The sequence below is a fragment of the Acidobacteriota bacterium genome (assembly GCA_038040445.1).
Taxonomy (GTDB): domain Bacteria; phylum Acidobacteriota; class Blastocatellia; order UBA7656; family UBA7656; genus Onstottus_A; species Onstottus_A frigus.
This window is the reverse complement of the sequence record JBBPIG010000001.1, coordinates 301,488-314,435: the sequence shown is the minus strand read 5'-3', so window position 1 is coordinate 314,435 and position 12,948 is coordinate 301,488. Positions and strand designations below refer to the sequence as shown.

Sequence of the window (12,948 nt, the reverse complement as noted above, 5' to 3'; positions counted from 1 at the left end):
GATGAGAAGGACCTTTCTCGCGATCGACTCAATTCTGCTCGCATCGCTCTGTGCGGTTAGTACGTTTGCACAGCAAGCTTCTGACTCCAGGGAGAGCCTGGCGAGCGCTGCGCTCGCGCGCGCCCAGCAACTAATTGCACTTATAGACTCGAAGGAAACCGACGCGCCCGCGAGGCTCAAACAAGCGCTCTCGGATGAGAACTGGTACGTGAGGGGCCAGGCGGCCAGGGCATTGGCCAAGCTGGGCGATAAATCAGCCGGCGTGCTCTTACTGCCTTTGCTTCGAGATCAAAGCTGGTTCGTGCGGTGCGCGGCTCTCGAAGCGATCGCATCGCTGGGCGGATCGGATGAGTCGACGCTGCGGGAGCTCATGAACTCACCCGACGCTTACGTCCGGGCCCGCGCTGCGGCGACGTTGCCGGTTGGCAGCTCCGCCTCCGCCGAGCCGTTGATTAAAGCGCTTGGCGACCCCGACCAGGTCGTGCGGCGCCAGGCAGCCCGCGCGCTGGGTCTTCTTAAAGCCGCGAGCGCAGTCGACGCGCTACTCGCCCTTCTCAAGGACGAAGACGCAAGCGTGCGGAAGGCTGCGGCGGTAGCGCTCGGCCGAATCGGTGACAAGAAGGCTGCAATCGCGGTCCAGGCTGGCGCTGCCCAAGCCGGGGCAGACCTGTGGGAATACGCCGCCGCGCTTTATCGATTGGGAAATCGCGATTATCTGGATCGAATAACGCCGGCCCTGCGAAGCGAGTATGCGGACATTCGCCAGGGTGCGTTCAAGACGCTCCTGGAATTCGGCGACAATCGCTCGCTCCCGGCGCTCTTGTCCATTGCCGTTAACGACCCGCCGGCTTCAAAGAAAGAAGTGTTGTCGATTCGGCTGGCGCTGGCAGAAGGTCTCGCCGGGTTTGACGGCGATGAAGCCAGGGTCGTACTGATCAATATGCTCGAGGATCCCGAACCCGCGGTGCGCGCGGCGTCTGTGGCTTCGATCCTTAAAGTAAGCCGTACCTCTCCGAAAAGTGATTCGTCCGAGCGTTTACTCATAGCGCTTGTCGGCGCGCTGAAGAAAGAGAATTCGCCAATCGTGATCGACGCGATCAGCGAAGCGCTGGCATCGTTCGATCGCGCCCGCGTTGCCGATCTCTTGCTCGACGCGCGAACTGCTGACGGTAAGCTGAGCTCTAATGCCCGCAAAGCGCTGGCGGCGGCCGGGGTCACCGCCGAGAGCGAGGCTTCTCAGTTGAGTGCCGGCGATGTCAGTGGTCGAGTCCGCGCCGCCGAGAGGCTCGCGCGCCTCGGCGACGCAAAGGCGGTCGAGCCTTTGATCGAAGCTCTGACCGGCGCCAGGGAGGTTCAGGTTAGAGTCAAAGCGGCTGAAGCGTTGGGCTCGCTACGAGACCGCCGTGCAGTCGGTTCTTTGGTTGGCGCCTCGCGCGCGCCCGAAGTCGAAGTCAGGGCCGCCGCCGTTATCGCTCTCGGCTTGATTGCCGATCACACCGCCGCCGAGGCCCTATTCCTTGCGGCCCGGGACAGCGAAGCGCCTGTTCGAGAAGCCGCGGTACACTCGCTCGCGGCGCTGGGGATATCTGTTGAAAAAGTTGCGCCCGACCTTTTCAGTCCGAGTTGGCAAGTGAGGGCTGCCGCGGTCACCACATTTGCGCGGCTCGGCGACCGAAGCGCGGTGCCCCTGATCATTGCGGCCTTGAAGGACAGTGATAGCCGCGTCCGCTCGGAGTCGGCGCGCACGCTCGGCGCTTTGAGCGACCCGCGCGCGACCGATCCCTTAACTGGCGCGTTGGGCGATCAGAGCGCTGACGTGCGAGTCGAAGCTACCTACGCCCTTGGAAGAATGAAAGACAGCCGCGCGCTTGGGCCGCTCGCGTCACTCCTCAGCGATCGGGACCCGCGCGTGAGTCTGGCGGCAGCGGAGTCATTGGCGCGACTAAGGGACTCGCGCGCGACTCGGGTGCTGATCGACTCACTGTCTAACGCCGATTGGCGAGTGCGTTCTCGCGCGACACAGGTGTTGGCGCGCGTCGCGTCCGAAGGCTCACTCGATCAGGCGGTTGGGCCTCTTGCGGTGGCGCTTGGCGATAAGGACCCGGTGGTCCGTTTCTACGCGGCAGAGGCGTTGACGGGAATCGGTGAGAAAGCGGTCCCGTCTCTGGTTGAGGTTTTTCGCTCGCCGCGGGAGAGTGACCGAGATCGAGCGGCGCGTGTCTTGTGGCGTATTGGCGCGCCGGCGGTCGATCCGTTGACGGCTGTGTTGCAGGATAGAAACTCAACACCTGAAATGCGCGCCTCCTCGGCGCGAACGCTCGGCATGATCGGCGACAAACGCTCGATCAAGGGGCTCGCTCTCGTGCTCAAGGATGAACGTTATTTTGTCCGCCAGCAGGCGGCATGGGCGTTAGGGCGGATGGGCGAACCAGCCGTCGACTTGCTTCTCGAGATGGCCGGCTCGCCGACGCCGGCGACGAGAGAAGCGGCCATCGAAGCTTTGGGCGGCATAAGTTCTACTCGGGCGGTTAACCGAGTCGTCGAAGCGCTTTCCGATTCAAACCCAAATGTTCGGTCGGCCGCTGTGCGGGCTCTTGGCGAAAGCTCAAACGAACGCGCCGTGCCTCATCTGATGGCGCTGTTACGGGACGAATCGAGCGCGCTCCGTGCGCAGGCCGCTACATCGCTGGCGCGGCTGGGACATATTGCGTTGCCGAGTTTGGTGTCGGCACTGAAGGACTCAAGACCTTCCGTTAGGCAGCTCGCGGCCGTCGCGCTTGGGGATATCGGTTCTAAAGACGCGGTCGCGCCGCTGATCGATCTGATCTCAACTGACCAATCAGGCGCGCGGCCGGAAGCCATCGAAGCGCTTGGCAAGATAGGCGACCCTGCGGCCATCGCTCCCATCCTCTCAATACTTAGAACAGGGTCGGTAGCGGTTAGAAAGCGCGCGATCGGCGCGCTCTCCAGGTTCCGAGACCCTCGCACGATCGATGCGCTAACGGATGCGCTGTTGGATCACAGCGAAGAGGTGAGACAATCGGCAGCGGCCGGGCTGGGCGAAATTGGCGATGAGCGTGCGATTGCAAGACTCGAGGGGATAGCTGACAAAGATGCAAGCGCCGATGTTCGCGGGGCGGCCGTGCAGGCTATCGAACGCATTCGTCAAGATCAGAGAAAGGTAAAGAAGCCTGAGCCGCAGAAACCGTCTCGACCGTGACGTAGAACTGCAAAGGATGATCGACACAAACAAATGAAAAGAACACTCTCGAGTTCGTTGGTTCTGCTCGTCTCGCTGATGCTTTTGCTGGTCGGATGCAAAGGCAGGGAGAGCGCCTCCAACACCGCGGCGAAGCCCGCGGCGGCTTCTTCGAATGCAAGCCCGGCTGACAATTCAAACCTGGCCCAGTCGGCAAGCGCAAATCGCAACGCGAACACGTCGAAGGAAACCGACACGCCCGCGCCAGTCAAGACCTTGCCGCCGCAACTGGTCGGCACCTATGAAGCGAGAGAGATCCAGGACAAGGGGGTCGTCACCCTGGTCAGTAAGATTAGGACCCTCATCTCGTTCTCAGCGGAGGGAACCTACTCGAGGGCGGCACAAGCAAACGGCAAGATCTATCACAGCGATTCGGGTCAGTTTCGCGTCGAGGCGCCCGACAAGCTCGTGCTCACTATCCAAATGTCCGGCCAGCAAGCCAACAAGAAGATACAGAGCCCGCCGCTATTAAAGACGCACAAGTTCAGCCTGTCTCCCGATGGCGACGAACTACGCCTGACTTCCGACAAAGGAGCAACAGCTATCTTCCAAAGAATAGGGAAGCCGAAGTCGTCCTAGTAGGGAACCCATCCGATCGAATGCAATGCTGGATATCAGTAGCAAAGCTGTGTCTGCTTGGAGCTGTAGCTCTGGCGGTTATCTCCTGCGGCGCGTCACCGCAGTCGGGGCAGTCGGGGCAACCGGGAGCTGCGCAGTCCTCCAATGGTGATCCGGTCGAAGATTCCGGCGAGCGGCTCTCGGGGGACTTCGACTTGAGTTCTTTAGAAGACGCTTATCGTGCTAAGAATGTTCAGGCGGAGCCTAAAACGATTTTCAGCTTTGATGACGTTGGAAACTTCAAGAGACAAGAGAAACCACGCATTGACGAAGGTACTTACTTGATCGGCGCCGGCAGCGAGCTTGTGATCTACATAGAGAAGGTCAACGGCGAACCGCTTGCAGCCGCGCGTGTCGAACGCTACGTGATCGCTGAGCGGAGCCGCGATTCGATCACGCTCCAAAGTGGGCCCTCGAGAAGACTCATCTTGCGAAAGCGCTGACTGAATTGACGTGCCCTACAAACGAAATCCGAATGCACGCGGGCTGAGGACCTTGCAACTTTCTTGTTTTCTGCTTTTCACTTTTCGCAACTCTCCTTCTGCGCTATCATTCCCGTAAGCTGTTTGACGCCTCATCCGAGGTCGAGTGATAACCAGGAGCAATTAGATCCAGAGCCGGATCGCAATTGGGGAGAAGCACAATGCGCGCCTATGAAATCAAGGCGGAGCGAGGGCGCGAGGTCACTTTAGAGACGCCCGACTTTCTCGAGCAAGCACGTCAGCTACTGTCCCGGAGCCTGCCCGTTGAGCTGCGTATGAGCGGAAGCAGCATGAGTCCGGCCATCGAAGACGGCGACATCATCACGCTTGAGCCGATGACCGAAGAACCAGTCAAGCAAGGTGACATCGTGCTCTATCACAGCCGCTACGACACCGCTGTCATCCACCGAGTCATCCGCTTGGAACGTTCCGCATCCGAGCGATGCATAGTCACCCGCGGAGACGCGGCTACGCACAACGACTCGCCGGTTCCGCTTCACAGAATTCTTGGCCGGGTCAAACGAGTCGAGAGGGCGGGCGAGCGGATAAAGATGCTTATCCCGAAACGCAGCTTTTCGCAGTCCGTGCTTGCGTGGCTGCATCGGCTGAGGTTCTGGTAGGCGCTCGTAAGGCCCTGTAAGGCCACAATCGACCACGGCACCTCGAAGCGCATCCCTACCTCGGGAGAACTCGCCCCGAAACAACCAGCCAGATCAGCAAAAGACCCAGTGCAATCCGATAAGCGACGAACACGTAGGTCGTGTGGCGTTGAAGATATCTGAGCAGGAACGCGATGGACAGATAGCCCGAGATGCCGGACACGATGGTGGCGACGACAATCGCCGTCCATCCTGTGTTGATCGAGTGTAGCGCCTTCGGAAGCTCGAGCAGCCCGCTTGCCGCCACCGCCGGAATGGAAAGCAAAAACGAGAAGCGCGCCGCGGTTTCGCGCTTCAAGCCTGAGAACAACCCGCCGGTGATCGTGCTGCCCGATCTCGACGAGCCCGGTACCAGCGCCAACACCTGAGCCATCCCAACGACAATTGCATCGGACGTCCTCAGGTCCTTCATGTCTCTGCGCTGGTTCCCCACGATCTCGGCAACCGTGAGAACAAGGGCCAACCCGATCAAGCTGCCGGCAATGACTCGAAGGTCCTTGGTGAGTATGCCTTCGATCTGATGCCTGAACAGCAGACCTACAATGGCGACGGGCAGCGTTCCGATAATGATAAGCCAGCCAAGAGTTGCGTATTGCTTCTGTGATTCATCAGCAGCTCGACCGGTGAGTCTCGCTAGATTGGCCGATATGAAACCGGTAATGATCTTGATGATGTCAGTCCGGAAGTAGACTATCACGGCGATGAGAGTGCCGAGTTGGATGACCGCTATGAAGGCGGTCCATTGATCAGGATGCTGAGGATCGACGAGGTTCATCCACTTGCCGGCGAGAGTGAGGTGAGCGGTGCTGCTGACGGGTATGAACTCTGTGAGACCCTGGATCAGGCCCAGGACTATGGCTTCGAGAATTGACATCGAGTGAGAATCTCCTGTTGGAGCCGGCTCAACGAGCGAGTGATACTAGCGAGCGGCTCGCGGACCTGTCAACGAAATGCCGCGGCTACTTTGCCTTCGTGTTCTTTGCGAGCTTTGCGAGATCTCTGCGAGCTTTGCGCGAAACCGACATCTCCAACATTGACACAGCGCCGTTCGTGGCTGTATCGACTCTCAGACAGACCGAACGTCAACCAGACAATCGCGAGGAGTTCGATGAACGAAGCAGGGAAGCGAGGACTAAAGATATTCGTGGAGTTCGGGCTGTTGATCGGATTGCTGGCAGCCTTCAACTTCTATAGTTACTCTCGCAGCGGCAGCAGGTTGTTTCTTGTGGTTGGAATCATCTGTGTAGTGGGCTTTATTGGATGGGCGTTGTTTTATCTTCTCTATGTGCGCAAGAGCGAAGAGTGACTAAAAGCGAAGAATGACGAAAAGTTGACAGTGTCGAGTTTGATGTTTAAGATCAGGGCTTGGTTTCAGCAACAAAAAGACAACCGGAGTGGCCAGGTAGCTCAGTTGGTAGAGCAGCGGACTGAAAATCCGCGTGTCGGCGGTTCAACTCCGTCCCTGGCCACCACCTTTCTATCAACCTCCCGCAATTATCGCGCTCCAGCGATGTTCCAGTTTCTGCACTCATCGAACGATCATTTCGGGAAGGACTGAGGTTTCAAGAAGAAAATCTAAAGGATGACGAAGCTCACTCTAAGCCAACTCTCCGGTCTTCTGTTCCGCGCGTGCGACGACCTGCGCGGCAACATGGATGCCTCCGAATACAAGGAGTACATCTTCGGTATGCTCTTCCTGAAAAGGTTGAGCGACCTGTTCGACCAGGAGAAGGAGCAGATCGCGAAAGACCTGAAAGCCAGGGGAATGGATGAGGCGGTCATCGCAGCTCAACTCGCTAATCCGGATAAGTACACCTTCTTCGTCCCGCAAGAGGCGCACTGGTCAGAGATTCGTCATCTGAAGACGAACGTCGGCACCGCCCTCAACAAAGCCCTCGAAGCTCTTGAAGACGCGAACGTGGATGCCCTCCAGGACGTGCTCAAAGGCATCAACTTCAACCGTAAGATCGGCCAGCGATCGCTTGACGATGACACGCTGTCGAACTTCATTCAGAACTTCGAAAAGATCCCGCTGCGCGATGAGAACTTTGAGTTCCCCGACCTGCTCGGCGCAGCCTACGAATACTTGATCAAGTTCTTCGCTGACTCGGCCGGCAAGAAGGCCGGTGAGTTCTACACTCCGGCAGACGTTGTACGGACGCTGGTCGAGATCGTTGATCCTCAGCCGGGCACAAGCATCTACGATCCTACGTGCGGCTCCGGCGGCATGCTCATTCAGACGCGCGACTACATCCGCGAATGCGGCGGCGATCCGCGCGACCTCTCGCTCTTCGGGCAGGAGAGCATCGGCACGACATGGTCGATCTGCAAAATGAACATGCTCCTCCACGGTATCTCCCATGCCGATATTCGTCAGGAGGACACTATTCGCAGACCTCAGCACAAGGATGAAAGCAACGAACTCAAACGCTACGATCGCGTGCTTGCCAATCCGCCCTTCAGCCAGAACTACATCAAGAAAGACATCGAGTATCCCGGCCGCTTCGCCGTGTGGCTGCCGGAGAAGGGCAAGAAGGCCGACCTGATGTTCGTCCAGCACATGGTTGCCGTGCTCAAGGCCGACGGAAAGATGGCGACGATCATGCCTCACGGCGTGCTGTTCCGGGGCGGCGAAGAGAAAGAAGCTCGCAAGCACTTCATCGGACGCGGGTGGCTGGACGCTGTCATTGGATTGCCGGCCGGGTTGTTCTACGGCACGGGCATCCCGGCTTGCGTGCTGGTGATAAACAAGAAAGATGCCGCGACTCGCAAACACGTCTTCTTTATCAATGCAGACCGCGAGTATCGCGAAGGCAAGGCACAGAACTTTCTTCGCCCCGAAGACATCTCGAAGATCGTCCACGCCTATCGCGAGCAGAAAGACGTCGAAGGCTACGCGCGCCGTGTTTCGGTGAGTGAGATCGCCGCCGAGGATTACAACTGCAACATCCGGCGCTACGTGGACAACGCTCCGCCGCCCGAACCCCACGACGTGCGTGCTCATCTGCACGGCGGCGTGCCGGTGACTGAGATCGACGCGCTCAGTCATTTCTGGAAGAACTATCCCGGACTTCGCGAACGAGTGTTTGCGCCGCGGGCGGCTGAAGCCGGAACTACGAACGCCGTCTACTCTGATTTCACTCCCGCCGTCGCTGACCGGCGCGCTTTGGCCGGGCTAGTCAAAACCGATCCCGGCGTAGCGGCGGCGCAAGCGCGATTTCTCCAAACGCTTGAGTCGTGGTGGCAGAGGGATCGCCCGCTCGTCGAAGCTCTCGAGCCAAGGAACGGAACGCGAGGAAATGTCTATGAACTGCGGCGGCAACTTCTGTCCAACATCTCGGAAACGTTTGCCGGGCAGGACTTGCTGACCGATCACCAGATTCGCGGAGCGTTCGCCCGCTACGTGGACGATCTGAAAGCCGACCTCAAATCCATCGCCGCAAGCGGGTGGGGCGCGGAGCTCATCCCGGACGACGAGATTCTTCAGAGCCAGTTTCCAGAAGTGCTCGCCGAGATGGAGGAGAAGCGGCTGCGGCTCGCGGAACTGTCCGCGCTCTTTGCGGCGGCCGATGAAGAAGATTACGAGGACAGCGACGACTGCGGCGTGCTGCCCGCCGAAGAAGTCAGAGCTCTCAAGGCTGAGATCAAAGAAGCCAACGCGCAGGCCAGGCTTGCGAAACGAGAGAAGCGCGACGCAACGGCGTTTCAAGCGCGCGCTCAGGCCGCCACTGCGCGGCTCGCCCGTCACAAAGCCTTGGAAGACCAAGCAAAACAGTTGAAGAGCGACTTGCGTGCGACCGAGAAGAAGGAGGAGGAACTCGTCGCCGCTGCCCGCGAGAAGATCGACCGCGACGAGGCCCGCCGCGTGATTCTAGAGCGCTTGCACCGCCTGCTCGTGCAAACGTATGAAGGCTACCTTCGAGCCGACCAACGCGCCTGCCGCGCCGCGCTGGAAAACCTGCACGCGAAGTATGCGGTCACCGCGAAGGACATCGAGGCCAAACGCGATGCAGCAGCGGTCAAGCTGAAGACGTTTCTGTCGGAGTTGGGGTATGAGTAACTTGGTCCAATTTGAGTGGCCACAAACAACGATCAAGGCATCCTCATATCTCAAGGGTCGGATTGGCTGGCACGGTCTGAAGGCAAGCGAGTTCACGGACCATGGTCCATACCTAATCACCGGGACGGATTTTCGAAACGGAAGGATAGAGTGGAGCACCTGCTATCACGTAACCGAACAGCGGTTTCAGGAGGGAAGATACATTCATATTCGCGATGGCGATCTTCTCATCACTAAGGACGGAACAATTGGGAAGGTTGCTTATGTCACTGCTTGCCCGACAAAGGCAGTCTTAAATAGCGGCATCTTTCTTATCCGTTGCTCCGATGGAAGCTACGAACACCGATTCCTGTATCACTTGCTGCAATCGCATCTCTTCGCCATATTCCTTCGTTTGCATCTAGCCGGCTCGACGATCAATCACCTGTATCAAAACGTATTTGAGCGATTCGACTTCCCTATTCCGGACATTAGGGTACAGCGACGCTTTGCCGACATCCTCGATCTGATCGATGGGGAGATCAGGCAAACGGAGGAACTGATCGCGAAGTATCAGCAGATTAAGGCGGGGTTGATGCACGACCTGCTCACCCGCGGCGTTACCTCCGACGGACACCTCCGCCCGAGCCGCGTCCACGCACCCCATCTCTACAATGAGTCTTCCCTCGGCTGGATCCCGAAGACCTGGCAGCTTTCAAGTTGCGCTGCAGAGTTCGTCGTCGATTCAGGAATTACCCTTGGGCCTCATCGCCGGGCGAATAACACGCCCCATCCCTATCTTCGTGTCGCGAATGTGTTCCGAGACAGTATTGTGCTCGATGATGTGGCTCAACTAGAGGCGTTTCCCGGCGAGATTGAAAATACTGCTCTCAAGACGTTCGATCTGCTCGTCGTTGAAGGGCACGCCAATCGGCAAGAAATCGGTCGCTGTGCAATGGTGCTCAACGATGCCGAGGGAATGCTCTTTCAGAATCATCTCTTCCGGCTACGCGCGATTCGATGCGATCCCCGCTATTCATTGCTTTGGTTGAATTCGTTTCACGCCCAACACTATTGGGAGTTGAACTGTGCAACTAGCTCGGGGCTAAACACGATCAACCGCAGAGCGCTCAGCGGCATGCAGATTGGCGTTCCGCCACCTGACGAACAGCAGTTGATTGTTTCTGCCAGTCTTGCGTACCGCGAGGACGAGGCAGCGAACGCTACTCACCTCGCAAAACTGCGCCAGCAAAAACACGGCCTGATGCACGACCTGCTGACCGGGCACGTGCGCATACAGGTTGAAGAATCGGAGGTGGCTTAGTCCAATGAGTACCAAGCGATCCAAGGCCGCGGCGCACGGGAAGAGACGTAAGGCCTCCCGCACGCTGGAGGCTCACCTTGCTTTTCAGCAGTTGCTAGCGGATATTCGGGCGCTCATTCTTGGCTATCAGGCTGCCACGCTGGTGGACGAACCGCCGGCCGACCTGCCAAACTGGCCATCACCCGAAGTAAAGGCGTTGATAGTCCGCGCGCGTAAGCACACAAACAAAGAGCCGAACTAAACTCGAGTCGAACCTGTGATGGCAACGACCGACCCGCAGAAAAAGCTGGATGCACTCCTTCCGCTGGATGCCGAAACGGAATGGGTGGAGTTCAAGCACAACAATGCGAATCCAGTAAAGATCGGTGAATACATTTCTGCCATTTCGAACGGGGCCGTGTTGCATGGCAAACGGGCCGGTTACATCGTATGGGGTGTCGAAGACCGCACTCACAATGTTCTGGGCACTACGTTTCAGCCGCGACGGGCGAAGGTCGGCAATGAGGAACTGGAGAACTGGCTGCTTCGACTGCTTAGCCCTCGGATTGATTTCACGATTCACGAATTCGAGCGGAACGGACTACCGATGGTTCTGTTCGAGATTCAGGCTGCCAACACGGCTCCGGTTCGCTTTCAGGGCGAAGAATTCATCCGCGTCGGCAGCTACAATAAGAAGCTCAAGGATTACCAGGAGAAAGAGCGCAAGCTCTGGCATATTCTTTCCAGCACTCGCCAGGATTGGTCTGCGCAGGTAGTGGAAGGCGCGAGTCTGGCTGACCTCGACCCGCAGGCGCTCCAATTTGCGCGCGCCCAATATAAGGAAAAGAATCCAAAAGCCGCAGCGGCGTCCTCTACCTGGGATGATGCGACCTTCTTAAACAAGGCAAAGGTTTGCATCGGCGGGAAGGTGACCCACACGGCCCTGCTGTTACTGGGCAAAGACGAATCCACCCACTACCTGTCTCCAGCGCAGGCCCGGATCACCTGGGTGTTGCGTGACGAGCGGAACCTGGAAAAGGACTACCAGCATTTCGGTCTGCCACTGATTCTGGCGAGCGATCAGGTGCTCGGCAAGATTCGCAATCTCACCATCCGGCAGTTGCCCAGCGGCACCTTGTTCCCGCACGAAGTCACGCAATACGAGCCGTGGGTCATTCGCGAGACTTTGCACAATTGCATTGCCCATCAGGACTACACCGTGGGCGGGCGCATCAACGTGGTGGAGACACCGGAATCGCTCTTCTTTACTAACCTGGGGTCGTTCATTCCGGGAACCGTGGAAGACATGATCCGCAGCGATGCGCCGCCGGAGGTTTACCGAAATCCCTTCCTCGCTCAGGCAATGGTGAATCTGAACATGATCGATACCATAGGCAGCGGGATCAAGAAGATGTTCACGCTGCAATGGCAGCGCAGCTTCCCGATGCCTGATTACGAGTTGGGTGAACCGAATAAGGTTGCGGTCAGGCTTACGGGCCGGGAGCTCGATGAAAACTACACCCGCTTGTTGATGAGTCGGACGGAGATTGATCTGATGGATGTGATCGCGCTTGATAAGGTGCAGAAGAAAAGACTGCTCGATAATGAGGCCTTCAAACGCCTCAAGCAACGGAAACTGATCGAAGGGCGGCGGCCCAATCTCTTTGTCTCTGCAAGGGTCGCGGCTGCGACTGGGGACAAGGCGGCATACATCAAACATCGAGCGTTTGATAAGGCTCATTACAAGAGTATGGTGATCTCTTACCTCGAGAGGTTTGGAGAAGCATCGCGGCCTGAGATGGATCGGTTGCTGGTGGAAAAGCTTTCGGACGTGCTGGATGAGATGCAAAAGCGGAATTTTGTAACGAACCTGCTTCAGGAGATGAAGCGAGAAAAGCTAGTCCGGCCTCAAGGCGCTACCCGAGCAGCGAAATGGGTATTGTATAAGACGGGCGATGAAGCCGATGATTAGACAATTAGTTTATACAAAGATGACCGCCTTTGCTGAGGGCCGCCCCTTTCAAGTCAATAGGTTGCATTGTCTATTTGACGGTGGCTTGTTCGTAGTTAAAGAAAGACGCTTCCCGTGTCCGAATACTTCCACGTCGAAAAGACGTTCCTGCAGAAGCCATGTGCTCCGAACCGTTGCGAGGAGCACCGAGAAAGAGGCGGCGGTAAGGTCCGAATACTCTCACAGTCTAAGGGCCATTCCCGGACAACTCGCGGCGATCGGCTGGACCGTCAACCACCATGGTCACGGCTTGATAGTGTCATCACTGCTGACACTATTGGGCTGGACTCACTTACTAATGATCATCCAGAGTAAACGTCTAGCGATTCTCTCTCGCAGCCTTGACGGCGGCGCGTCCAAGTTGGGCGGGCGAGGCATTGAACGCGGTCTTCATTCCCCTTCTTGCTTTGCGCGTCTGCATTCGAGTAAAGAGAGCGTTGCCCCCTTCTTCTAATTTGGCGATCGCTGTCCTTTTGGTAACAGCCAGATCGGCCTTGCTGTTGCGGGGTGTTAGCTTTGACATATGAAGCCACTCGAAGATTCGTTGGTAGACTAGGATCAATTGGCTATTCCGTCA

The 12,948-nt window shown here is 57.7% G+C and carries 11 protein-coding genes and 1 tRNA gene; 10 read left to right on the top strand and 2 right to left on the bottom strand.

The window, feature by feature from the left end:
• The first annotated feature begins 1 nt into the window (after window position 1).
• From AABO57_01355 to AABO57_01340, 4 genes are all read left to right on the top strand, one after another.
• A complete protein-coding gene (locus AABO57_01355) occupies window positions 2–3,220 on the top strand; it encodes a HEAT repeat domain-containing protein (protein ID MEK6284369.1) in 3,219 nt (1,072 codons plus the stop codon).
• A gap of 33 nt (window positions 3,221–3,253) precedes the next feature.
• Window positions 3,254–3,838 (top strand): hypothetical protein, encoded by a 585-nt coding sequence (locus tag AABO57_01350; protein MEK6284368.1) that lies wholly within the window; start codon window positions 3,254–3,256, stop codon window positions 3,836–3,838.
• A 20-nt stretch (window positions 3,839–3,858) separates the two neighbouring features.
• The gene (locus AABO57_01345; protein MEK6284367.1) at window positions 3,859–4,320 is read left to right on the top strand and encodes a hypothetical protein; all 462 of its coding nucleotides are present in this window, start codon (window positions 3,859–3,861) and stop codon (window positions 4,318–4,320) included.
• A 200-nt stretch (window positions 4,321–4,520) separates the two neighbouring features.
• The gene (locus AABO57_01340; GenBank protein MEK6284366.1) at window positions 4,521–4,979 is read left to right on the top strand and encodes a signal peptidase I; all 459 of its coding nucleotides are present in this window, start codon (window positions 4,521–4,523) and stop codon (window positions 4,977–4,979) included.
• A 55-nt stretch (window positions 4,980–5,034) separates the two neighbouring features.
• On the opposite strand, the gene uppP is transcribed toward AABO57_01340, so the two are convergent.
• Window positions 5,035–5,892, bottom strand: a complete 858-nt coding sequence (gene uppP, locus AABO57_01335) for an undecaprenyl-diphosphatase UppP (GenBank protein MEK6284365.1) — start codon at window positions 5,890–5,892, stop codon at window positions 5,035–5,037.
• 234 nt (window positions 5,893–6,126) lie between these two features.
• Here uppP and AABO57_01330 point away from each other — a divergent pair, with 234 nt between their 5' ends.
• The 6 genes from AABO57_01330 to AABO57_01305 all read left to right on the top strand — a co-directional run bounded on the left by AABO57_01330 (window position 6,127) and on the right by AABO57_01305 (window position 12,332).
• On the top strand, window positions 6,127–6,324 hold the full coding sequence (locus tag AABO57_01330; protein MEK6284364.1) for a hypothetical protein: 198 nt from the start codon (window positions 6,127–6,129) through the stop codon (window positions 6,322–6,324).
• Between the two features lie 90 nt (window positions 6,325–6,414).
• Window positions 6,415–6,490: transfer RNA gene (locus tag AABO57_01325), tRNA-Phe, on the top strand.
• 110 nt (window positions 6,491–6,600) lie between these two features.
• Complete coding sequence (locus AABO57_01320) at window positions 6,601–9,078, top strand: class I SAM-dependent DNA methyltransferase (GenBank protein MEK6284363.1); 2,478 nt, start codon at window positions 6,601–6,603, stop codon at window positions 9,076–9,078.
• Window positions 9,071–10,381, top strand: a complete 1,311-nt coding sequence (locus tag AABO57_01315; GenBank protein ID MEK6284362.1) for a restriction endonuclease subunit S — start codon at window positions 9,071–9,073, stop codon at window positions 10,379–10,381. The genes AABO57_01320 and AABO57_01315 overlap by 8 nt, the downstream gene beginning before the upstream one ends.
• Window positions 10,382–10,385: 4 nt before the next feature.
• The gene (locus AABO57_01310; protein ID MEK6284361.1) at window positions 10,386–10,622 is read left to right on the top strand and encodes a hypothetical protein; all 237 of its coding nucleotides are present in this window, start codon (window positions 10,386–10,388) and stop codon (window positions 10,620–10,622) included.
• Window positions 10,623–10,640: 18 nt separating this feature from the next.
• Window positions 10,641–12,332 carry an RNA-binding domain-containing protein gene (locus AABO57_01305; protein ID MEK6284360.1) on the top strand — a complete coding sequence of 564 codons (1,692 nt, stop codon included), beginning with the start codon at window positions 10,641–10,643 and terminating at the stop codon, window positions 12,330–12,332.
• Window positions 12,333–12,690: 358 nt separating this feature from the next.
• Here AABO57_01305 and AABO57_01300 read toward each other — a convergent pair whose 3' ends face one another.
• Window positions 12,691–12,894, bottom strand: a complete 204-nt coding sequence (locus AABO57_01300) for a hypothetical protein (GenBank protein ID MEK6284359.1) — start codon at window positions 12,892–12,894, stop codon at window positions 12,691–12,693.
• Window positions 12,895–12,948 lie beyond the last annotated feature (54 nt).